Below are 21,353 nucleotides of genomic sequence, written 5' to 3' on the forward strand. Positions count from 1 at the left end.
CACTAATGCCGGTATTGTCTTTCCAGGACACGATTTCGCAGGAAGGACTCCACCAGCGTCGTCTCAGTCCACGGCGACGGACCAGCCATGCCTGTCGGGCACGGTCCCGGCATGCAGCCCCGTCAGGTGCTCGAACAGTTTCGCCGCCACCGGCCCCGTCTGGCCACCGTTGACGACGATCTTTTCGTCGCGCCAGGCGAGCTCGCCCACCGGGGAGATCACGGCAGCCGTGCCGACGCCCCACATCTCCTCCAGCGTACCGGCCCTCGACGCCATCACGACGTCCTCGATGTCGATGGGCGCCTCGGCCACCTCCATGCCCCAGTCGCGCATGAGCGTGAGCACGCTGTCGCGCGTGATGCCCGGCAGGATCGAATCGCTCAATGGCGGCGTGCGGACGCGGCCGCCGATCTTCACCATGATATTCATGGTGCCGACCTCCTCCAGGGTGCGGCGCTGGACGCTGTCCAGCCACAGCACCTGGCTGAAGCCGGCGGCGGCGGCCTCGCGGCCCACCTTGAGGCTGGCGGCATAGTTGGCGCCGGCCTTGGCCGAGCCGATCGCGCCCTTGGCCGCGCGCACGCGCGTCTCCGAGACGAGGATGCGGACCGGGCCCGCGCCTTCCGAATAATAGGAGCCGACGGGGCAGAGGAAGACGAGATAGGTGTAGGTCCTGGAAGGACGCACCACCATGTAGCCCTCGGTTCCCACCATGGTCTGCCGCACATAGATGGCGTTGCCACGCTTGGCCGGCACCCAGTCGCGATCGAGATCGATCAGCTTGCGCATCGCCGCAAGCACGAGGTCGGGGTCGACCGCCGGCATGCATAGCTCGCCGGCGCTGCGGTTGAGACGCGCGATATGGGCCTGCGGCCGGAAGAGATGGATCGAGCCGTCTTCGCGGCGATAGCCCTTGGACCCGTCGAAGATCGACTGGGCATATTGGATGACTGAGGATGAGGGGTGGAGCTGCAGCGGGCCGAACGGCACGATGCGGGGATCGTGCCAGCCACGTCCTTCCGTGTACTCCATCTGGAACATATGGTCGGAGAAGTAGTCGCCGAAGCTCGCCTTGAGATCTTGCGGGATCGGCTTGCGCGCCGCGGCGCGCGTGACGGGAATGTCATGCATGATGTTATGGATATCCTGATTGTCGATGAAGGCGGCAGGCCATACCCGCGCAACCGAAGTGCCGTTCAGGCGGGGGACGCCAGGTGACCGAGGCAGTCGCCGGCTTCCACCAGCGAGAAGGTGCGGATGCAGACTGCGAAACCGCCATGCCTGAAATGGACGGGAACCGGCTCGGCCCACGGATTGTCCAGATCGTAGATCAGACCGGCAAGCGCGCCGGCCGGCACATCGTCGCCGAGCGCGAAGCGCGGCTCGAAGAAACCCCGGCGCGAAGCGAAGGCATAGAGGCCCGGATCGTCCATCACCAGCCGGCGGACCTTCCCACGGCGCTTCGGCAAGGGTGCCGCGGGCGCCAGCACCTTCAGATGCGACAGCACCGAGCGCAGGCCGTTCTCCACGACGGCCAGCCCTTCGATGTTGACCGTCGAGCCACCGCCGAACTCTCCGGTGACGAAGAAGACATTGTTTTGGTGCGCATAGTTGCCGATGACGCGGTCTTCGCCGCTCAATGCCCTGATGCTGTCGAAATACACCACGTTCGGCGGGTCGAAGGCGTCGATGAACTCTTCCAGGCGCTGCTTCTGCGCGGGATCGGACCAGCGCGGCGCGAGCAGCGTCGGCAGGTATTGCAGCGAGCTGCCGCCGGCGTGGAAATCGACCAGATAGTCCGAGCGCGGCAACAGCTCGGTGGTCACGTAATGGGCGATCATCTCCGTCGCCGTGCCGTTGCGCTTGCCTGGAAAGGTGCGGTTTAGGTTGATATCGTCGATGGGCGAGGTACGGGTGCCGGCGACAAAGGCGGGATAGTTGACCGCCGGAACGACGACCAGCCTTCCCGAAAGCCGGGAAAGGTCGAGCTCGCGAACGAGCCGAGCCAGCGCGATCGGACCCTCATATTCGTCGCCATGGACGCCGCCGGTCAGCAGCACCGTCGGCCCTTCGCCGTTCTTGGCGACCGCGATGGGGATGGCGATGTGGCCATAGGCGGAGCGATGCACGGAATGCGGCAGCCGCAGCGTGCCCGTCTGCAGCCCATCGCGATCGAAGTCGATATTCGTTCCGATCATGGACTTGTCGTCGCTCATCGCATCTCTCCATGCTTCATCCGCATCGACTGGCGAGCGTAGGGCGAGCGGGAAAGGCAAGTCTTGCGCGATAGGGCCTAAAGCGCGTCGCGATCCTTCGGATTCGCTCCAGGCGCTTTAGTTCTTGATTCTATGCATGTCTTTGTCCCGAAACCGGTTCCCACTTTCGGGAGACATGCATTGATCTTTCGCAGATCGGCCATGGCCGCGCGGCCCGGCCTATCCTTTCAGACGAGCTCGCGTCGCCAGCGCAGCGGGGTCAGGCCGGTAGCCTTGCGGAAACAGGTCGTAAAATGGCTCTGGTCGGCGAAACCGCAAGTGAGCGCGACGTCGGCCAGTTGCAGCTTCTGTTTCCTCAGCAGATCCTTTGCCCGATCGACGCGCCTATGCACAATGAAATTGTGCGGGGTCTGGCCCGTGGACTGGCGAAACATGCGCGTGAAATGCCGCACGCTCCACCCGGCCAGATGGGCGAGGTCCGCCAGCGCGATTTCCTCCTGCAGATGGGCGTCGATATAGTCGCAGACACGCCGCCATTCCCGCGGGGAGAAGGCGCCGGAGGCCGGATACGGGGTCCCGGCTTTCGCAAGGATGAGAACCTGGCAGATCAGCGCAAGCACCATGCTGTCCGCCAGCATGCGGCCCAGCGGACCTTCCGGATCGCCGAGCGTCCAAAGCTGCTGAAGAAGCGTGCTCACCACCGCGTTGGGCGCGGTGGAGCCGGAAAGCGGCTCGAGCGCCGATGACAGGTCGTCGGGACATTCCGGGCCAAGCAAGCTCCTGACATGGTCGACCGGCACCGCCAGTATGACCAGCTTGCGGGGACCGCCGACGCGCCAGCGGCTCTCGACGTTGGGCGGCACGATGATGAGGTCCCCGGTGCGAGACTTTCCCCTGCCCACCCGTCCCCCATGTTCCAGTCGTAGGAACAGGCCGGTGCCGACAGGGGCGTGGATATGACGACTTCCTCCACGGCCGGGTCGGCAAGCTCATGCCTGCCCTGCTCGACCAGTATCATGCTGGACCGCCCGGTGCCCTGGATGGTGCGATGCTGCTGAGGAAAGGCGGAGTAGGAAGATTTGCGGTAGAATTCCGCATAATTCTCATACGCTTCCCGCGCGACCTGCAAATCCTCGGCCCTCATGAGCGGCCTCCAACGAGCCAAATTTCGCCTCGCAAGTTCGACCTGAAGCGGGCCGGCGTTTCAAGGAAAACTCGCACTGTTCCGCTCACGTTTGTAGCATGAACTTTTCCGGGGATCGCAAGATGCGTTCCCAGGATCGCGCTTAAGTTATTGTTTTTATGCATGCCGTTATCCCAGAACCGCTGCACACTTCCGAGCGACATGCATTAAGGACGCACTTTGCCGGCTCAACGGCTTGGCCCGCTCAGACGAGCGGGTCGGGAGCGGCGCTTTCGCCGCGTCCCTGCTGCAGGATCATCCGTCCGCGATCGGAAGAGGCGCGGCGGAACTTCGACGCCGCCTGATAGTCGGTGTCGTTGTACCATTTCCGGGCCGTGGCCTCGTCCGGAAATTCGAGGATGACCATCCGGTCGGTGAAAGTCTCGCCCTCGCATGTGGTCACCTGATCGCCCCGCGTCAGGAACTTCCCACCATACTTCTTCAACGTGGCAGGGGTGAGCGCGGTGTACTTCTTGTAGGTTTCGGGGTCGTGGACCCTCATCGTGCAGATCATATAAGCGGCCATGGCCTCCTCCTTGATTTTGGATCGAGCTTATAGCTTTATCAAAGCGCATTCACGATAAATTTCGTTTGTCATCGCCAATTTTTCGCGCATAATCACCAAGGTTGGAGGAAATTTTAGCTGAAAACGCCATGATCGAACTGGACGGTATCGACCATCGCATCCTGCGTGAGCTGCGGCAGGACGGCCGCATCTCGACGGTGGAGCTGGCCGAGCGCGTCGGCCTTTCGCCCACGCCCTGCGCGCGCCGGCTGAAGAGGCTCGAGGAGACGGGCGTGATCCAGGGTTATGCCGCGCGGATCGATCCGGCGGCGCTGGGCCTCGGCGTCTGCGTGATGGTTTCCGTGCGCCTGGGGCAGCAAGGCCCGGAAGGAGCCGGCTTGTTTCTCAACGAAGTGGCGAAACACCCGGAGATTACCGAATGCCTGCTCGTGACGGGAAACATCGACTACCTGCTGCGGGTATGGGTGAAGGACATCGCGGCGCTTCGCGAATTCATCAGCAACGTGCTGCAATCAATCCCATCGGTGGCCGAGACGTCGACGATGGTGGTGCTCAATCCCGACGAGACCAATCTTTAGGCGGGAAATCTTGAGGCAGGGAACATAGCCCTTACTAGGCGGCTCATGACGAATTGATCCGGCAATCGGCGAGCGGATTGTCGGACGGGAATGGAGGGATCTGATATGGCATTCGATATTGTTGGTGCCGCGCAAGCGCTGGTGCGCGGCCATCGAGACAACACGCAGTTCGCGACGATCGAGGGATTGTCGGACCTTGTCTCCGCCTACAAAGTGCAGGATGCCTATGTCGGGGCGATCATCGGCGACGACCGCATAGCCGGCTACAAGATCGGCCTGACCTCGCCCAGCATGCAGAGCATGTGCGGGATCGACCATCCCGTCGCCGGCGCGGTCTTCGGGCGGCGGGTGATGCGTAGCGGAGCCAAACTCTCGCTGACAGGCTACGGCCATCTCGGCCTGGAATTCGAGATCTGCGCCCGGCTCGGCCGCGATCTCGCGCCGCGCGCCGCACCCTATACGCGCGACGAGGTCGCCGCGGCGGTCGACGGCGTTTGCCCGGCGGTCGAGGTGGTGGACGATCGCCATGCCGATTATTCGGTGCTGGACGTGCGCTCGCTGGTCGCCGACAATTCGTGGAACGCGGGCGTGGTGCTGGGCAATTTCGTCGCCCCGCCCGCAGCGCTGGAGAAAGTCGGGGCGATCGTCTACCAGGACGGCGCCGAGATCGGCAGAGGGGTCGGCGCCGATGCGCTCGGTCACCCCTATGAGCCGCTGGCCTGGCTGGCCGACCATCTCAGCGCTTCCGGCAGGGGCATGAAGGCGGGCGACATCGTCACGACGGGCAGCATCGTGCGCACGCGCTTCCCCGACAAGGCTTTTTCCTATCGGTTCGACATTGCCGGCCTTGGCAGCGTCGAGGTCAGCGGCGCCTGAGCCGCCGCATCATCGGAGAGGACGGATGGATCTTGGATTGAAGGGCAGGAACGCGCTCGTGCTGGGCGCTTCGAAAGGATTAGGCCGCGCCGTGGCCAAGGAATTGCTGGACGAAGGCGCGCGCGTGGCGATCTGCGCCCGCACCGCGGCGGCGCTGGAGCAGACCGCCCGGGAGATCGGCGCGACGGCGCTCGTCTGCGACCTCGCGAAGCCGGGGGCGGCGACGGAACTGGTCGAGCGGGCCAAGGCGACGCTGGGCGCGCCGGACATCGTGGTGGTCAACACCGGCGGCCCGCCCACCGCGCCCTTCGACGAGATCACCATCGAGCAATGGCGCGCCGCCTTCGACAACCTGTTCATGAGCGCGGTGGAGATCGTGCGGGCGGTGCTGCCTTCGATGCGCGAGAAGAAATGGGGCCGCGTGCTGTTCGTGACCTCCATCGCCGCGAAGGAGCCGATCAACCGCTTCGCGCTCTCCAACTCGCTGCGCGCCGGCATCCACGGACTGATCAACACGCTGAGCAAGGAAGAGGGAGCCAACGGCATCACCTTCAACGCGCTGATGCCGGGCTATACCCTGACCGAGAGACTGGCGGATGCGAAGCTCGACCTGGAAAAGGTGAGCCAAGCCATACCTGCCAAGCGCATCGGCCGTCCCGAAGAGTTCGCGGCGCTGGCCGCCTTCCTCGCCTCCGACCGTGCCTCCTACATCACCGGCCAGGCCGTCGCCTGCGACGGCGGCGCGCTCTGGTCCATCTGAGGGCGGCTTCCCTCGCCATGAATGCCTATTCGAACGAGTAGGTAAATCCTTCCGCCGACGCGCCGACGATGACTTTCGCCATCTTCTTGCCCTCGAGGGAGCGGTTGAGCACGCCGCGGCTGAGTTCCGGCAGCAGCGTGTTGGTGAGGATGGCGTCGATCATGCGGCCGCCGGACTCGATCTCGGTGCAGCGCGCCTTGACCAGGTCCATCACGCCGTCGCCGATCACCAGCTCGGCATCGTTGGTTGCCTTGAGGCGCTTGGCGATCTTGCCGAACTGGTGCCTGGCGATCGCCTCGATCATCGCATCCGACAGCGGATAGTAGGGAATGGTGACCACCCGGCCGAGAAAGGCCGCCGGGAAGACCTTCAGCAGCGGGGCGCGCAGCGCGGTGTCGAGGTCGTCGATGCCGGTCCGCACCGTGCCGTTCCTGGTGCGGTCCATGATGACGTCGGAACCCACATTCGAGGTCAGCAGGATCAGCGTGTTCTTGAAGTCGATCCGGCGGCCCTCGCTGTCGTCCATCATGCCCTTGTCAAAGACCTGGAAGAATATCTCGTGCACATCGGGATGCGCCTTCTCGACCTCGTCGAGCAGGATCACCGAATAGGGTTTCCTGCGCACCGCCTCGGTCAGGATGCCGCCCTTGCCGTAGCCGACATAGCCGGGCGGCGCGCCCTTGAGCGTCGAGACGGTGTGCGCTTCCTGGAACTCCGACATGTTGATCGAGATCAGGTTCTGCTCGCCGCCGTAAAGCGTCTCGGCAAGCGCCAGCGCGGTTTCGGTCTTGCCGACGCCGGAGGGGCCGCAAAGCAGGAACACGCCGACCGGTTTTTCCGGCGCGCCGAGCCCGGCGCGGCTGGTCTGCACGCGCCTGGCGATCATCTCCATCGCATGGTCCTGGCCGACCACGCGCTCGGACAGGGTCGCGGCGAGCTTCAGCGCCTTCTCGGTCTGGCTGGAGAGCATGCGTCCGGTCGGGATACCGGTCCAATCCTGCACGACGGCGGCGACCGCGTTGCGGTCGACCGAGGGCAGGATGAGCGGCGTCTCGCCTTGCGCGGCGGCGAGCTCGGCCATCAGTTCGCGCAGCCGCGCGAGATCGGTGGCGGCTTCGTTAGCCGGCTCGGCGGAAGCCGTTTCGGCCTTTGCAGTCTTGGCCGCCTTGGCTTCAGAGGCCTTGGTCTTCTTGGTCTCGGCAGCCTTGCCGTCGCCAGTCTTGCTTTCGCCGATCTTGCTCACGGGCGCATTTTGCTCAGGCGCCTTTGCCGCGCCCTCGGTGCTCTCCGCCTCCACAGCGGCCTCTTCGCCCGGCGCCGCACCGAGCGGCACGCCTTCACCACGCAATTTTGCGCGCAGGTCGAGTATCTCGGCCACCAAGGCCTTTTCCCGGTCCCAGCGCGCCTGGGCAGCGGCCAAAGTGGTCTCGGTTTCCGCCAGTCCAGCGTCGACGCGGGCCTGCCGGTCGGCGACGTCGATGCCGATCGCGGCCTCGCGGCCTATGATGCCGCCCTCGACCTCGAGCGCCTGACGGCGGCGCAGGATGTCCTCGACCTCGGCTGGCGTGGCATGCTGCGAGACCGCGACGCGAGCGCAGGCGGTGTCGAGCAGGCTGACTGCCTTGTCCGGCAATTGCCTTGCCGGGATGTAGCGATGCGAAAGCGAGACGGCCGCCTCGATCGCCTCGTCCAGGATCTGCACCTTGTGGTGCTGCTCCAGCACGCCGGCGACGCCGCGCAGCATCAGCACGGCCACTGCTTCCGAGGGCTCGTCGATCTTGACCACCTGGAAACGGCGGGTGAGCGCCGGGTCCTTCTCGATGTGCTGCTTGTATTCGGCCCAGGTCGTGGCCGCGATGGTGCGAAGCTCGCCGCGCGCCAATGCCGGTTTCAAGAGATTGGCGGCGTCGCCGGTTCCGGCCGCGCCGCCGGCGCCGATCAGCGTATGCGCCTCGTCGATGAACAGGATGATCGGCACCTCGGAGGCCTGGACCTCGTCGATGACCGCCTTGAGCCGCTTCTCGAACTCGCCCTTGACGCTGGCACCGGCCTGCATCAGCCCGACATCGAGCATGCGCACGCTGACATTCTGCAATGTCGGCGGCACGTCACCCTGGGCGATGCGCAGCGCAAAACCCTCGACCGCCGCTGTCTTGCCGACCCCCGCCTCGCCGGTCAGGATCGGGTTGTTTTGCCGGCGTCGCATCAGGATATCGACGATCTGCCTGATCTCCGGATCGCGGCCGACGACAGGGTCGATCTTGCCGTCGCGGGCGCGCTGGGTGAGGTCGGTGGCGTATTTGGCCAGCGCCGAATCCCCGCCCGGACCGCGCTTCATCAGCGTCTCGGTAGCGGCCGCGGCGGGCGGTGAGCCGGCTTCGAGAGAGCCTTCGGTGACGTCGGCGAAGCGGGAAACGACACCATCGGCGTCGATTTTGTCGAATTCGGCGCTGATCTTGGACACCAGGCCTTCCAGCACCGACGTCTTCAGGCAGGCAAGCAGGATATGCGAGCTGCGCACCTCTTCGACGCCGAACTCCAGCGTCGCCAGGTTCCAGCCTTCCTGGATGGCGTGGAAGATGTGGTCGGAGAATTCCTCCACCGAAGTGGCGCCGTAGGGCAGCTTGTCGATGGCTCGGGTCATGTCGGCCGTCAGCCGGCTGGCATCGATACCGGCGTCGGCGACGATCATCTGCACATCCGAGCGCTCGGACAGCACCAGCTGCTGGATGAAATGGACAAGCTCGACATAAGGATTGCCGCGCAGCTTGGCCGTGTCGGCCGCGGCCTTGAAGGCGCGCACCCCCGTGGCGTTGAGCTTGGCAACCAGCTCCTTACGCTTGAAGCTCTGCGATGACCGGCGCTGTTCCATCGAACCTGCTCCCGCAACCTGCCGACCATACCCTGCCATATAAGCGGCTGCTTGACAAAGCCGCGTGGCGGATAAGGTTTTTTGAATCTATCCGGGCGGCACCGCCCGGTTACACAAGCCTTGCAAACTCGTGGCCAACAAACACGATTGCTGTCCAGGCTATGCGAGCCATTTCACATACCAGGCCCGGCAATCGCGCAATGGGTTTGGCCGAAGAAAACGGTCGCGTTTAGCTTCCGTTAGTTTTTGCGCAGATGCTCAATTGTCGTCGCATGAGGCCGGTGATAACGTCACGTCACATAGGGGTCTCAGGGCCGCTGGCTGGGGGTTGGTGTGATTGATCTCGCACTCTGGCTGAATCCTCTGAACGGTGAGAATCCGTCGGGAGAGGATTTGCGCAACGACCCGGCCTTTCATGAGCTGGAGCGCCTGGCCGAGCCTCAGCTCAAGGTTGTCCATGACGGCAACAGCAAGCCCGCCTCGCAATCCAGTCCGGTCGACTGGGCGGCGGTGCTCGAAAGGGCCGAAGAGTTGCGCGCCCGCGGCCGGGACCTGCGCCTGCTGGTCATCGTCGCGCGGGCCTGGGCCAACGAGGAAGGGCTGGCCGGCCTCGCCCAGGGGCTGATGTTGATTGCGCGAACCTTCGAGCAGTACTGGGACACCATGCACCCATCGCTGCGGACGGGCGCGCCGCGCGATGCCGCCTTGCGCCGCATCAACGCGCTGCTCGATCTGCAGAACGGCCAAGAAGGCTTGCTGGCGAACCTCAGGCAGGTGGCCTTCTTCTCCCCGCGCGCGATCGGGCCGATCAGCGGCCGGGACCTGGAACAGGCCGCGCTCGATGAACGCGTCATGCTCCAGGAAGCAGCCTCTGGCCTGGGGGCCGCCGAGAAGGCGGCGCTGACGAGCGCCCACAACCAGCTGTTGAACCGCGTGCGCACCGGATGCGCGGCGCAAATCGATCAAGCAGCGGATGTGATGACATCGCTGCTCGCCGACGCGCGCGCCGCGATCGCCGCGCTTGAGGCGGTGGACACCGCGCTCAATGCCCGCATCGAAGGCCATGGCGCCACCGTCCCGGAATTGAAGAAGTTCCTGCAGCGTTTGCTGACGACGCTGGAGCGGAATGCCGGTGGCGGCGCCACGGCGAACGGCGCCGCGAAGCCCGCTCCGCAGGCAACGGCGGAACCAGCAATGCCCGCCCGCAACGGTCATGGAGCTGAGACGATGGCAAGTGTGGCAAGCCCTGTGGACGCGAGCGCCGGTCTGCCGGACCGGATCAACTCGCGCGACGAGGTCGTCAAATGCCTCGACCTCGTGGTCGCCTTCTACGACCGCACCGAACCGTCCAGCCCCATCCCGCATCTCGCACGGCGCGTGCGCCGGATGGTGCACATGGACTTCGTGGAACTGATGGAAGATCTCGCCCCGTCGGGGCTGAAGGAGTTCCGGCTGCTTGCCGGCGTTCCCGATCCCAAGAAGCCGGCCCAGAAGGATGAAAGGTAGAAAAGCATGCCAGCAGAGAGCAAAGCGAAGGTCATCGAAAGAAACCGCGCGCCGCGTGTGCAGATCGCCTACGACGTCGAAACCTACGGCAGCCCGACGACGATCGAACTGCCGTTCGTCATGGCCGTGATGGCCGACCTGGCCGGCGCGTCGCAGACCAAGGAAGCCTCGAAGTCGGTTCTCGACCGCAACTTCGTCGAAACCGACGCCAACCGCTTCCCGAAATTCATGGAAGCGATGGGGCCGCGCGTGAAGGCGCGGGTGAAGAACACCCTGCCGCAGGCCGAGGGCCAGGAGCGGGACGAAGAGCTCATGGTCGATCTCACCTTCTCCAAGATGGGCGATTTCGCGCCGGACAAGGTCGCCGAGCAGGTCCCGCAACTGGCCGAGATCCTGAAGATGCGCCGTCAGCTCGAGGAGCTGCTGGGGTTCATGGACGGCCGCGTCGACGCGGAAAAGCGCATCGCACAGCTTTTGAACAACGAGCCGCTGCTGAGCAAGATCGCCAGCCAGGCGATGGATGACGGCAAGGGCGAGGAGTAAGTCATGGCCGAACAGCAAAAGACCGCAGCCGCCACCGCCGAGGCGGAAGCCATAGATCTTGGCGAATTCAGCGGCCTCCTTGAAAAGGATTTCAAGGTCAAGAAGGACGACAGCGAGAAGCTGCAGCAACTGGTGCGCAACCTGGCGCTTGCCGCGCAATCGCGCTCCGAGACCACAACCATCTCGTCCAATGCGATCAAGTCGATCAAGTCGCTGATCGCCGGTATCGACAAGATGCTGACGACGCAGGTCAACGAGATCCTGCACGCGCCGGAAGTGCGCGAGATGGAAGGCACGTGGCGCGGCCTCTGGTACCTGATCAACAACACCGAGACGGATACCAAGCTGAAGATCCGGGTGATGAACATCTCCAAGGAGCAGCTGGCCGACACGCTCGAAGACTATGAAGGCCAGATGTGGGACCAGAGCCCGATCTTCAAGAAGGTCTATACGGACGAGTATTCGATGCTGGGCGGCGAGCCGATCGGCTGCATCATTGGCGCCTACGAGTTCTCGAACCATCCGCGCGACGTCGGCCTGCTGCGCAACATTTCCGGCGTCTGCGCCTCGGCGCATACGCCGTTCATCGCCGCCGCCTCGCCGCGGCTGTTCCGCATGGACAGCTGGCAGGAACTGCCGAACCCGCAGGACCTGCAGATGATCGTCAACAACCCGGCCTATGCCTCATGGCAATCGCTGCGCGAAAGCGAGGATGCCCGCTATATCGGCCTCACCATGCCGCGGGTGCTGGCGCGCCTGCCCTACGGCTCCGAGACGGTTCCGGTGAAGGGCTTCACCTTCGAGGAAGAGGTGGGCGGCGACCACAACAAATATGTCTGGATGAATGCCGCCTTCCCGATGGGCGTGAACATCAACCGCAGCCACAAGCTCTATGGCTGGGGAACGCAGATCCGCGGCGTCGAGAACGGCGGCACAGTGCTCAACCTGCCGGTGCACGCCTTCCCGACCGACGACGGGTCGATCGCAATGAAATGCCCGACCGAGGTCGCCATCGACGACCGGCGCGAGGCGGAACTGGCGAAGCTCGGCCTGATGCCGATCCTGCACCGCAAGAACACCGATCTCGCGGCCTTCATCGGCGCGCATTCGCTGCAGGACGACGAGACGCGCGCCGGGCGTCTGGTCGACCCCGACGCCCAGTCGAACGAACGGCTGAGCGCCAACCTGCCCTACCTCTTCCCGGTCTCGCGCTTCGCGCACTACCTCAAGGCGATCGCGCGCGACAAGATCGGCTCGTTCAAGGAACGCACCGACATGGAGACCTGGTTGACCGAATGGATCAACCGGTACGTGCTGGCCAACCCTGCCTTTGCCGACGACAAGGCGCGCGCCAAGCGCCCGCTTGCCGCGGCCGAGGTCCAGGTCGACAGCGTCGAAGGCCGGCCCGGTTACTACAACGCCCGTTTCTATCTGCGTCCGCACTACCAGCTGGAAGGCATCAATGCCTCGCTCCGGCTGGTGTCGGAACTGCCGTCAGTGAAGGGCTGAAATCGTAAGCGAAGTCATGTTGTTTCGTTTGAAAGCGGTGGAGAAAGACAATGCCTGATAGAGCCGATGCGCCTTCGATGAAGATCGACGGCTTCCTGAAAGTCCCGGACATAAAGGGCCCGAGCAAGCGCGACGGCCACGAAGACGAGATCGAGATCCATGGCGTCGATTACAAGATGATCGCGCCTTACGATCCCAATTCGCTGTCGCGGCGCGGCCGCGTGTCGATGGGAATGATCAAATTCTTCAAGCACTACGACAAGTCGTCGCCATACCTGAAGAAGGCGCTGTTCGAGAACAAGGCGCTGGACGAGGTGGTGTTTTCGGCCCGCCGCACCATTGACGGCGAGACCAGCGACTATCTGGTCGTGACGCTCACCGACGCCTCCGTCATGGAATACGACATGCGGCAGGCCCATGACGAGGCGGACCTGATCGAGGAAGAAGTCAGCTTCGCCTACAAGAAGATCAAGTTCGTCTACGACAAGGACGACGAGATCGAAATGGACGTCTATGTCGGCAAGTGAGGCCAAGCGGCCTGGCGCGAAAGCGCAGCTTGCCGGCAGTTCGCGGGCAAAGCGCGAGGCGGTGCAGCCCTCCCTCTGGGACCGCCTCGTCAACGACTTGCCCGGGCTGACGTCGGAGATCGACGGGCTGCGCCGTCTGCTGGAAGAAGAACTCGGCGCCGACCGCGTCGAGGCTCTTCTTGCCGGCAGCGCGCGCGCCGTCGATGCCGATGCCGAACTGACATCCGAGCAGAAACGACGGCTGCACAGGCTGGTCTTCCAGACCGAGCATCGCACCGAGATCGAAGGCCGCGGCGTGGTGGTGTCGGCACGCGTGCTGCGCGAAGCCGTGCGGCGCGACATCGAGGCCCTGTTCAACACCGAGCGTTTCGAGTCCGTACCGATGCTTTCCGACGCCGAGCACGAACAGCCCCTGGATGAGCTGCCGCCGCTCGCCGACTTTCCGGAAGTGCGCCGCAGCGTCGTCAATTATGGCGTGCCGTCCTTTTCGGGCCGCTCGTCGCGGGATTTCGACCGCGATATCCTGGCGCGCGAGATCCGCGCGGTGCTCGCCACTTTCGAGCCACGCCTCAAGGAAAGCGCCACGACCGTCAACGTCACGCTTGGCGACAAGACCGTCGGCCTCAAGATCGAGATCGACGCCGTACTGATCATGACGCCGACGCCGGAACGCATGCGGCTGCGCACCACGATCAATCTCGACAACGGCCTGGCGCGAACCGAATTCCGGGAGACCTGAGATGGATCGGGTCTTCGTGGAGTATTACGAAGAGGAACTGACCCATATCCGCGCGCTGGCCGCGGAATTCGCCGACATGCATCCGGCGGTCGCCCGCAACCTTTCCCTCGACACCGTTCCCTGCCCCGATCCCTATGTCGAACGACTGCTCGACGGCGTCGCCTTTCTTGCCGCGCGCACGCGGCTGAAAGTCGACGCGGAGCGCTCGCGCTTTTCGCGCGCCGTGCTCGACGTGCTCTATCCGGACCTGGTGACGCCGGCGCCGGCGACGGCGATGGCCGTGCTGAAACCCGGACAGCAGGTGCAGTCGATGATCGCCGGCCATGCCGTGGCGCGCGGCACGCGGCTGGTTTCCGGCCTGCATCCGGGGCTTTCGACGCGCTCGACCTTCACCACCGCGCAAGAGGTCACGCTGTGGCCGATCGCGATCAATTCGGTGAGCTATTTCCAGGACCGCAGCGCGCTGGCCGCCGCCGGCATCGCGCCGGTCGGCGGCGTGCGCGGCGAAGCGGCATTCCGCATCGCGCTTACCCGGACCGGAAAGGGCAAGCTCGGCGAATTGTCGCTCGACCGGCTCGATCTCTATTTCGCCGGACGCGCCAAGGCGCCGCTCATCTTCGACGCGATCTTCGGCGCCTGCTCGGCCGTCGGCGCGCGGGCGGAAGGCAAGACCAATCCGCTCACGGCGCTGCCCGAGCCCGAAATGATCGGCATCCACGACGATGAAGCGCTGATGCCGCGCACCCGCCCGACCTTCGAGGGATACCGGCTGCTGCGCGAATATTTCCTGATCCCCGAGCGCTTCCACTATGTGCGCGTCGCCGGCCTGCAGCCTGTGGTGCGCAAGTGCGATGGGGCAATAGAGATCATCTTCCTGTTCCGGCGTCCGGTGCCGGAACTCGCCGATGTGGCGGTGGCCGATTTCGAGCTGTTCGCAACGCCGATCATCAATCTGTTCGAACGCGAGTGCAACGTCATCGAGATCGACCCGCGCCGGACGCGCCAGGTGCTGCATGCCGACCGCACCCGGGCCCGGGATTTCGAGATCTTCCGGGTCACCCGGGTGGAAGACGCCGACGCTGAAGGCAGCGAGGCGACAATCCCGGAATTGTTCAGCCTGGGGCAGAACCGCGGCAGCGGCTGGGTCTATTCGACGGAGCGGCGCCCGCGCCGGGCCACGGAGGACGAGCGGCGCGACGGCCTGACCCGCACCTCCTACACGGGCGACGACCTCTTCCTCGCCGTCTCGCGGCCGGCCGGCAGCCAGCCCAACCGGCCGCTCAAGCGGCTCGACGTGATGGCGCTCTGCACCAACCGCGACCTGCCGATCCTGGACGATACGCCGGCGCTGACGCTGGAGACCGCCGACCCTGTGGAAGCGGTGCGGTTGCTCGGCGCGCTGCGGCCGCCGCAGCCGGCGATCCCGGCAGCGCTGCCGACCGGCGCCGAAGGCGAATCCCGCGCCGACAATCTCGCCTGGCGGCTGGTCGCGCAGCTCTCGCTCAATTTCCTCAGCCTCGCCAAGGAAGGTCGCGGCGTCGATCCGCTGCATGCCTTGCTCGACCTCTACGCCGATCGCGGCGATCCGAGCCTTGCCCGCAACGTGCATTCGATCACCCGCATCGACTCGCGGCCGGTGATCGAGCGGCTCAAGATCGACGGGCCGATGTGTTTCGGCCGCGGCACCGAGGTGACGCTGCATGTCGACCAGTCGGTGCTGGCAGGCCAGAGCACGCTGCTGCTTTCGGCCCTGCTTGCGCGGTTGTTCGCTCGCCATGCCGGGATAAATGGTTTCGTGCGGACGCGTACGCGGCTGCTGCAGAAGCAGGAGGATGTGCCATGGCCGATGACGCCCGGCAATCGCTACCTGATCTAGCGCGGCCGGCCCCAAACGAAGGCGAGGCGCTGTCGGAGAGCTTCGACTTCTTCGAGCTGCTGCGCCGCCTGGAGCAGCGGCGCGGACTGTTCGGGCATTCGGGAACCGCGGACCGTGAGCCGGCAAGGATCGGCCAGCATGTGCGCCTGAGCTTCTCGGCCAGGGACGTGGTCAAATTCCAGAACGCCACGGACAAGGCTCCGGCGCGGGTGACCGTCGCCAATCTTGGCCTGCTCGGGCCGGAAGGGCCGATGCCGCTGCATCTGACGCGCTGGGTGCTTGACCGGCTGTCGCAGCGCTGGTTCACCGGCGCCGACGCCGAGCAGACCAGCGACACGACCTTCGTCGACTTCGTCAACATCCTGCAGCATCGCATGATCGCGCTCTATTACCGCGCCTGGGCGGATGCGCATCCGGCGGTTCAGGTCGAACGTTCGGTCGGCGGGCGCGTCCGCGCCATGCTGGAAGCCATGGCCGGCATAGGCCTTCCCGGCACGCAGGATCCCGAGCTCGACACGGTGCGGCGGCGCCAGGCCGGATCGCTGGCAAACCAGGTCGACGGTGCGGAGCGGCTGACGCTGTTTCTCGCCACCGCCTTCAAGGTGCCGGTGCAGATCAAGGAATTCGTCGCCGCCTGGATCACCATCCCAGCGGCGCTGCAGAGCCGTATCGGCAAGGCCTATGCGACGCTCGGCGGCGGCGCGACGATCGGGCCGCGCGTCTTCAGCCGGCAGAGCCGGATCGAATTGCGCGTCGGACCGCTGAGCCTCGACGACTTCAAGTCTTTCCTGCCCGGAGAACGGCGCCTTGGCCTGTTCAAGAAGGCGGTGCGCGACATGATCGGCGAAGCGCTCGATGTCGATCTGCGCATCGTGCTGGCGCGCGACGCCGTGCCTTCACCGAAGATGGGAACCATCCAGCTCGGCCGAACCTCGTGGCTTTCACGCCCCGCCGAAAAGGGGGACGCCGACGATCTCAGGTTGCGCACCATCGTCGGCTGGCGGCCGGAAATGGCGGAGGCAGCCGCATGAGCCTGCTGCTGACCCTGGAACAAGGCCCGCGCTCGCAGGCGGTCAGGCAGACCCGGCTGGACGAAGGCGAGCTGGTGATCGGCCGCAGCGCCGATGCTGGCTGGCAGATCGACGATCCGGACATGTTCGTCTCACGCGCCCATTGCAAGATCAGCGGCGGCCGCGACGGCTATTACGTCACCGACACGTCGAGCAGCGGATTGTTCATCGACGATTCCGACAGCCCGCTCGGCACCGGCAGGTCGACGCGGCTGCAAAGCGGCATGCGGCTGCGCCTGGGCGACTATGTGCTGCATGTCGAGGTCCAGCCCAGCGCTGGCCAAACGTCGATCGGTCAAGCGCCGGTCGCCAACGCCGCGCCGGCATGGTCGCCGCCGCAATCGCGGACGCCACCCAGCATCGGCGGCGACGATTTCTTCTCGGCCAAGGCCGAGGAGGAGCCGCAGCGGCCGCGCCCGGCCGGGCTGCCCGATCCGTTCGAGCAGCCTGTGCCCGGAGCCTACGATCGCGCCGCGAACCAGCGCAGCTCGCCCGCCTTCGACGACCCGTTCAGCCTCGATCCGGTGGCGACGCCGGCCTCGAGCGAAGAGCCTGACGCCGGCCGGCCGGACCCATTCGGCTTCGGCGAGATGCCATCGCGCAACGATATGCCCGAGCCCGCGCCGAAACCGTCCGGCTTTGACGATTTCAGCTTCGGACCAGCCGCGACGCCCGCTTCCGGCAGCAGCGCCGACGCAACCGGTCGCGACGGGCGGCCCGCCGAGAAGCCGAAGGCCGCCCGCCCATGGGAGATACTGGCGCAGGCGGCCGAACCCCCTGCCCCGCCGCTTCGCCCTGTTCCCGTGCCCAAGCCATCGCGTCCGGCGCAACCGCCCAGCGACATGGCGCTGCGCGCCGCGTTCCTGCGCGGCATGGGCGTAGAGGAGGCCGATTTTCCCGGGCGCGACGCGACCGCCGAAATGGAAAAGTTCGGGCGGGAATACCGGCTGATGCTCGATGGCCTGATGCAGCTCCTGCGCAAGCGCGCCGAGGAGAAGGGAAGCGCGCGCGTCGCCCAGACCATGGTCGGCGCCTCCGAGGTCAACCCGCTCAAATTCCTGCCGACGGTCGAGGATGTCATCGTCACCATTATCGCGGAACGCAGCCCCGGCTTTCTCTCCGGCGAGGCGGCGATCGGCGACGCGGTCAAGGATCTCGCGCAGCATCACGTGCGCGCCTGGCGCGGCGTGCAGGCGGCGCTGCGGCGCATGATCGACCGTTTCGATCCGGCCGCGATCGAGGAAGAGCTCAAGTCCAATTCCGCGATCGGCAATCTGCTCGCCGGCGGGCGCAATGCCAAGCTGTGGGAGCTTTACCAGAAACGCCATCGCGACATCGCCCAGAGCGCGGAATCGAGCTTCCTGGGCGAGATCGGCGCAGACTTCAGGGATGCATATGAAGAGGAGTAGGGACATGATCGACAGACGCGAATTCATCATTGCCATCGGCGCCACGGGGCTGCTTGCGGCTTGCCAGAGCGGCCCGCCGAAACCATCGGTCATCTCGGTCAACGTGACCGGCGGCGCCGGCATGAATCCCGGACCGGGCGGCGGCGACCGGCCAGTGACGGTGCTGGTGATGCGGCTTGCCAGCACCGGCAAGTTCAACTCGGCCGACTATTTCGCGCTGCAGGGCGATGCCGGCTCGGCGCTGGGCGCCGACCTCATCGGATCGGACGCGATCTCGGTCGCTCCGGGCAAGACGGCGGCCAAGACCATCACGGTCGAACCGAACGCGACGGCGCTCGGTTTCGTGGCGCTGATCCGCGAACCCGGCGGACGCAACTGGCGCACGACCAAGTCGGTTTCGCCGGGGTCGAAATTCGCCATCAACGTCAGCCTCGGCAAGGGCGGCATTTCCGCTTAGCAGCGCGGCAACCAGGCGGCAGGGCAGTGCAGAGAGCAATGGCATGAGCGACGCAAACAGGGTGCTGTGGTCGGAGGGCCTTTTCTTAAGGACCCAGCATTTCCAGCAGCAGGACCGGTTCTTCGAAGGCATGGTGCGCGGCGCCTTGCAGGCCGGACAGCTCCATACTTTCGGATTCCAGCAGTTGACGCTCGACCAGTCGCTGCTCGATGCCGGCCAGGTCTCGATCGTGTCCGCCCGGGGCATCTTCCCGGACGGCACGCCCTTCTCCATCCCGGAGCTGATGGACGCGCCGAAGCCGCTGCCGGTCACGGCCGACACCGGCGCCGGGCCGGTGCTGGTGGCGTTGCCGCTCGAGCCGCCCGGCGGCGTCGGATTCGATCCGGCGCATGCCGCGTCGACGGGCGCGCGCTACCACGGCAAGATCGTCCCGGTGCGCGATGCCGTGCAGGGCGGCGCCGATCCCGAGGAAATCGAAATCGCCCGGCCGCAAGCGGTGCTGCTGGCGCCCGGCAAATCGGTCGGCGGCTACACCGCGCTGCCGGTCGCCGACATCACGGGCGTGCGCGCCGATGGCGGCGTCTCGCTCGACCAGTCCTTCCTGCCGCCGACGCTGATCACCGGCGCCGTCCACTGGTACCGGCAATTGCTGCAGGAGGTCGTCACCGGCCTCGACCAGATCGCCGAGGCGCATGGCAAGATGGTGATGGGCGGGGCCGGGCGCAGCGTCGAGGACCTTTTGATGCTGCATCTCGCCAACGCCGCGCGGCCACGCCTTGCCCATATGCTGGCCCAGGACGTCTTTCATCCGGCCGAGCTCTATCTCGAGCTTGCCGGCCTCGCCGGCGAGATGGCGACCTACGGCTCGAGCTCCAGGCGGCTCGGCGAATTGCCGGCCTACGACCACATGGCGCCTGGCCCCGCCTATATGGCGCTGGCCGACGCCTTGCGTTCGCTCATCCTCAGCCTGCGCTACATCGAGCCGAAGTCGCGCGCACTGCCGGTCATGCGGCACGCGACCAATGTCTGGAAGGTGCGCATCGACAACCCGAAGCTTTTGGTCGCCAGCCGCATCGTCATCCGCGTCGGCTCCGAGCTGTCGGAAGACGCGCTGCGCAAGATCTTCGTCAACCAGGCGACGGTCGGCTCGGCCGACCAGTTCGAAGGTCTTTGGAAGTCGCGCCTGCCCGGCATTCCGCTGAAACCGCTTCATTCGCAGCCGCGCGAGATCCCTTATGACGGCGACCGGCTGTGCCTGGAGCTCGACCAGAAGAGTGAGCATTGGGCCTCGCTGCTCGACGCCCCCGGCTTCGTCATCGGCGTTTCCGGTGTGCTGCCGAGCGAGCCGCAGGTCGACTGCTATTCGGTGAACAGGTGAGGCCATGAGCCGGGATGATCCTTTCGGACTGTCGGAGGATCGCGAGCGAACCCGCATCCGGCTGACCGGCGCCGCGCCCCGGCCGATGGCGCCGCTGGCGCCGGGCGCGCCGGTCAAACGGGCGCGCTCCCATCCCAACACGCTCATCAACATCTTCGCGCCGCTGCTTGAATTCGCGCCCGAGCTCGAAAGCGCGCTGGCGCCGGAGAACCCGGAAGTCATGCGCACGCGCCTGCTCGACGAGCTGGTGCGGGCCCGCGATGCGGCGGTTGCGGCCGGTTCATCGCTGGAGCGCGCCGACCAGGCCGCATGGGCGGTGGCGGCGCTGCTCGACGATCTCGCGCTCAACACGCCATGGGGCGGTGCCAGCGCCTGGCCGCGCCAGCCGCTTGTGGTGATGCTGCGCGGCGACGTCGATGCCGGCACACAGTTCTTCACGCGGCTCGACGAGCTGGAGCGGCATCCAAACCGCGACCGCGAGATGCTGGAGCTGCAATATTATTGCCTCGCGCTCGGTTTCCGCGGCAAGTACCGCGTGCCCGGCCGCGCCGGCGACCGTTCGCTCAATGCCGTGCGCGTGGCGGCGGCGCGCTTCCTGCGCAATGCGGATGCCGAGGACGCGCCGCTGTCGCCGAACTGGAAGGGCGTGATCGCCTCCGACGAGCCGCAGCGCTTCATCGTTCCGATCTGGGTGATGGCGCTTGCGGCGATCGTCGTCGCCGCGGCTGCCTATATCGGCCTGTCGATGGGCCTGAGCAGCCAGGCGGTCGAGCTCTCGGCGCTGGTGCGCACGCTGCCGCCGGCCTCGCGCGGCGACGTTACCCGCGCCGCGCCACAGCAAGATGCGCCCGAACCGCCGCAGCCCGTCGATTTCGCGCTGCTGCCCGAATTCAAGGCCGAAGCGCCGGACAACCTCAAGGGGGCGCTCAGCGGCACCGAGAGCGTCTCGCTGGCCAAGCTGATCATCCAGTCCTCCAATCCCGAGCTGTTCCAGTCCTCGCGGCCGACGCTGACGGAAGGGTACGAGCCGCTGATCGCAGCGATCGCCAAGGTGATCCTGGACAACAAGGAGCTGATCGGAAAAATCACCGTCGTCGGCCATACCGACAATGTGCGCCTGCAAAAGTCCAATCCGCTTGCCAGCAACCAGCGTCTGTCGGAAGCGCGCGCCGAAACCATAGCCAAGCTTCTGGTGCAGGCCGGCGTGCCGCAAGAGAGCATCTCTTCCGAGGGTCGCGCCGAAACGGATCCGGTGGCCGACAACTCGACACGCGAAGGCCGCGCGCTCAACCGGCGTGTCGAGGTCCTGGTCGAGAAGAGGCTCTGAG

General features: G+C 65.7%; 19 protein-coding genes. 14 read left to right on the plus strand and 5 right to left on the minus strand.

What is annotated here, in order from left to right; genetic code table 11:
* Positions 1 to 63: 63 nt before the first annotated feature.
* The 4 genes from FJ956_RS08800 to FJ956_RS08815 form a co-directional block, all read right to left on the minus strand.
* Positions 64 to 1,131 carry a branched-chain amino acid aminotransferase gene (locus FJ956_RS08800; protein WP_140674931.1) on the minus strand — a complete coding sequence of 356 codons (1,068 nt, stop codon included), beginning with the start codon at positions 1,129 to 1,131 and terminating at the stop codon, positions 64 to 66.
* Positions 1,132 to 1,196: 65 nt separating this feature from the next.
* Positions 1,197 to 2,216 (minus strand): succinylglutamate desuccinylase/aspartoacylase family protein, encoded by a 1,020-nt coding sequence (locus FJ956_RS08805; RefSeq protein ID WP_140674934.1) that lies wholly within the window; start codon positions 2,214 to 2,216, stop codon positions 1,197 to 1,199.
* Between the two features lie 227 nt (positions 2,217 to 2,443).
* The gene (locus FJ956_RS08810; protein ID WP_140781957.1) at positions 2,444 to 3,079 is read right to left on the minus strand and encodes an AraC family transcriptional regulator; all 636 of its coding nucleotides are present in this window, start codon (positions 3,077 to 3,079) and stop codon (positions 2,444 to 2,446) included.
* A gap of 525 nt (positions 3,080 to 3,604) precedes the next feature.
* The gene (locus FJ956_RS08815) at positions 3,605 to 3,925 is read right to left on the minus strand and encodes a DUF1330 domain-containing protein (protein ID WP_140674940.1); all 321 of its coding nucleotides are present in this window, start codon (positions 3,923 to 3,925) and stop codon (positions 3,605 to 3,607) included.
* 128 nt (positions 3,926 to 4,053) lie between these two features.
* On the opposite strand from FJ956_RS08815, the gene FJ956_RS08820 reads away from it, so the two are divergent.
* From FJ956_RS08820 to FJ956_RS08830, 3 genes are all read left to right on the plus strand, one after another.
* Positions 4,054 to 4,503 (plus strand): Lrp/AsnC family transcriptional regulator, encoded by a 450-nt coding sequence (locus FJ956_RS08820; RefSeq protein ID WP_140674943.1) that lies wholly within the window; start codon positions 4,054 to 4,056, stop codon positions 4,501 to 4,503.
* A gap of 105 nt (positions 4,504 to 4,608) precedes the next feature.
* On the plus strand, positions 4,609 to 5,379 hold the full coding sequence (locus FJ956_RS08825) for a fumarylacetoacetate hydrolase family protein (RefSeq protein WP_181170137.1): 771 nt from the start codon (positions 4,609 to 4,611) through the stop codon (positions 5,377 to 5,379).
* A gap of 25 nt (positions 5,380 to 5,404) precedes the next feature.
* Entirely contained in the window at positions 5,405 to 6,139 is a 735-nt protein-coding gene (locus tag FJ956_RS08830; RefSeq protein ID WP_140643150.1) for an SDR family oxidoreductase, read from the plus strand.
* Positions 6,140 to 6,164: 25 nt separating this feature from the next.
* Here the strand turns inward: FJ956_RS08830 and tssH are convergent, their stop codons facing one another.
* Positions 6,165 to 9,011 (minus strand): type VI secretion system ATPase TssH, encoded by a 2,847-nt coding sequence (tssH, locus tag FJ956_RS08835; protein WP_140674949.1) that lies wholly within the window; start codon positions 9,009 to 9,011, stop codon positions 6,165 to 6,167.
* Positions 9,012 to 9,344: 333 nt separating this feature from the next.
* Here tssH and tssA point away from each other — a divergent pair, with 333 nt between their 5' ends.
* The 11 genes from tssA to tssL all read left to right on the plus strand — a co-directional run bounded on the left by tssA (position 9,345) and on the right by tssL (position 21,352).
* A complete protein-coding gene (gene tssA, locus FJ956_RS08840; RefSeq protein ID WP_140674952.1) occupies positions 9,345 to 10,517 on the plus strand; it encodes a type VI secretion system protein TssA in 1,173 nt (390 codons plus the stop codon).
* A 6-nt stretch (positions 10,518 to 10,523) separates the two neighbouring features.
* Complete coding sequence (gene tssB / locus FJ956_RS08845) at positions 10,524 to 11,060, plus strand: type VI secretion system contractile sheath small subunit (RefSeq protein ID WP_140674955.1); 537 nt, start codon at positions 10,524 to 10,526, stop codon at positions 11,058 to 11,060.
* 3 nt (positions 11,061 to 11,063) lie between these two features.
* Positions 11,064 to 12,569: a type VI secretion system contractile sheath large subunit gene (tssC, locus tag FJ956_RS08850; protein ID WP_140654756.1), complete on the plus strand. Its 1,506-nt coding sequence runs from the start codon at positions 11,064 to 11,066 to the stop codon at positions 12,567 to 12,569.
* Positions 12,570 to 12,646: 77 nt separating this feature from the next.
* The gene (locus FJ956_RS08855) at positions 12,647 to 13,096 is read left to right on the plus strand and encodes an Hcp family type VI secretion system effector (RefSeq protein WP_181166839.1); all 450 of its coding nucleotides are present in this window, start codon (positions 12,647 to 12,649) and stop codon (positions 13,094 to 13,096) included.
* Entirely contained in the window at positions 13,083 to 13,835 is a 753-nt protein-coding gene (tssE, locus tag FJ956_RS08860) for a type VI secretion system baseplate subunit TssE (protein WP_140674958.1), read from the plus strand. Before FJ956_RS08855 ends, tssE begins: the two co-directional genes overlap by 14 nt.
* 1 nt (position 13,836) lies before the next feature.
* On the plus strand, positions 13,837 to 15,711 hold the full coding sequence (gene tssF, locus FJ956_RS08865) for a type VI secretion system baseplate subunit TssF (protein WP_140674961.1): 1,875 nt from the start codon (positions 13,837 to 13,839) through the stop codon (positions 15,709 to 15,711).
* Entirely contained in the window at positions 15,675 to 16,742 is a 1,068-nt protein-coding gene (gene tssG, locus FJ956_RS08870; protein WP_140674964.1) for a type VI secretion system baseplate subunit TssG, read from the plus strand. The genes tssF and tssG overlap by 37 nt, the downstream gene beginning before the upstream one ends.
* Complete coding sequence (gene tagH, locus FJ956_RS08875) at positions 16,739 to 18,190, plus strand: type VI secretion system-associated FHA domain protein TagH (RefSeq protein ID WP_140674967.1); 1,452 nt, start codon at positions 16,739 to 16,741, stop codon at positions 18,188 to 18,190. Before tssG ends, tagH begins: the two co-directional genes overlap by 4 nt.
* 4 nt (positions 18,191 to 18,194) lie before the next feature.
* A complete protein-coding gene (gene tssJ / locus FJ956_RS08880; protein ID WP_140674970.1) occupies positions 18,195 to 18,647 on the plus strand; it encodes a type VI secretion system lipoprotein TssJ in 453 nt (150 codons plus the stop codon).
* A gap of 43 nt (positions 18,648 to 18,690) precedes the next feature.
* Positions 18,691 to 20,025 (plus strand): type VI secretion system baseplate subunit TssK, encoded by a 1,335-nt coding sequence (tssK, locus tag FJ956_RS08885; protein WP_140643169.1) that lies wholly within the window; start codon positions 18,691 to 18,693, stop codon positions 20,023 to 20,025.
* Positions 20,026 to 20,029: 4 nt separating this feature from the next.
* The gene (gene tssL, locus FJ956_RS08890; RefSeq protein ID WP_140674973.1) at positions 20,030 to 21,352 is read left to right on the plus strand and encodes a type VI secretion system protein TssL, long form; all 1,323 of its coding nucleotides are present in this window, start codon (positions 20,030 to 20,032) and stop codon (positions 21,350 to 21,352) included.
* Position 21,353: the final 1 nt, after the last annotated feature.

It is taken from the genome of Mesorhizobium sp. B2-4-3 (genome assembly GCF_006442815.1).
In the GTDB taxonomy this organism is placed as follows: Bacteria; Pseudomonadota; Alphaproteobacteria; order Rhizobiales; family Rhizobiaceae; genus Mesorhizobium.

Bases quoted from the DNA above. Each gene is read 5' to 3' on its own strand.
- tssF (WP_140674961.1), top strand. From the start codon at position 13,837: ATGGATCGGGTCTTCGTGGAGTATTACGAAGAGGAACTGACCCATATC.
- FJ956_RS08805 (WP_140674934.1), bottom strand. From the start codon at position 2,216: ATGAGCGACGACAAGTCCATGATCGGAACGAATATCGACTTCGATCGC.
- FJ956_RS08820 (WP_140674943.1), top strand. From the start codon at position 4,054: ATGATCGAACTGGACGGTATCGACCATCGCATCCTGCGTGAGCTGCGG.
- FJ956_RS08815 (WP_140674940.1), bottom strand. From the start codon at position 3,925: ATGGCCGCTTATATGATCTGCACGATGAGGGTCCACGACCCCGAAACC.
- tagH (WP_140674967.1), top strand. From the start codon at position 16,739: ATGAGCCTGCTGCTGACCCTGGAACAAGGCCCGCGCTCGCAGGCGGTC.
- FJ956_RS08800 (WP_140674931.1), bottom strand. From the start codon at position 1,131: ATGCATGACATTCCCGTCACGCGCGCCGCGGCGCGCAAGCCGATCCCG.
- tssJ (WP_140674970.1), top strand. From the start codon at position 18,195: ATGATCGACAGACGCGAATTCATCATTGCCATCGGCGCCACGGGGCTG.
- FJ956_RS08855 (WP_181166839.1), top strand. From the start codon at position 12,647: ATGAAGATCGACGGCTTCCTGAAAGTCCCGGACATAAAGGGCCCGAGC.
- tssC (WP_140654756.1), top strand. From the start codon at position 11,064: ATGGCCGAACAGCAAAAGACCGCAGCCGCCACCGCCGAGGCGGAAGCC.
- tssB (WP_140674955.1), top strand. From the start codon at position 10,524: ATGCCAGCAGAGAGCAAAGCGAAGGTCATCGAAAGAAACCGCGCGCCG.
- tssK (WP_140643169.1), top strand. From the start codon at position 18,691: ATGAGCGACGCAAACAGGGTGCTGTGGTCGGAGGGCCTTTTCTTAAGG.
- tssL (WP_140674973.1), top strand. From the start codon at position 20,030: ATGAGCCGGGATGATCCTTTCGGACTGTCGGAGGATCGCGAGCGAACC.
- tssE (WP_140674958.1), top strand. From the start codon at position 13,083: ATGTCGGCAAGTGAGGCCAAGCGGCCTGGCGCGAAAGCGCAGCTTGCC.
- FJ956_RS08830 (WP_140643150.1), top strand. From the start codon at position 5,405: ATGGATCTTGGATTGAAGGGCAGGAACGCGCTCGTGCTGGGCGCTTCG.
- tssH (WP_140674949.1), bottom strand. From the start codon at position 9,011: ATGGAACAGCGCCGGTCATCGCAGAGCTTCAAGCGTAAGGAGCTGGTT.
- FJ956_RS08825 (WP_181170137.1), top strand. From the start codon at position 4,609: ATGGCATTCGATATTGTTGGTGCCGCGCAAGCGCTGGTGCGCGGCCAT.
- tssG (WP_140674964.1), top strand. From the start codon at position 15,675: ATGGCCGATGACGCCCGGCAATCGCTACCTGATCTAGCGCGGCCGGCC.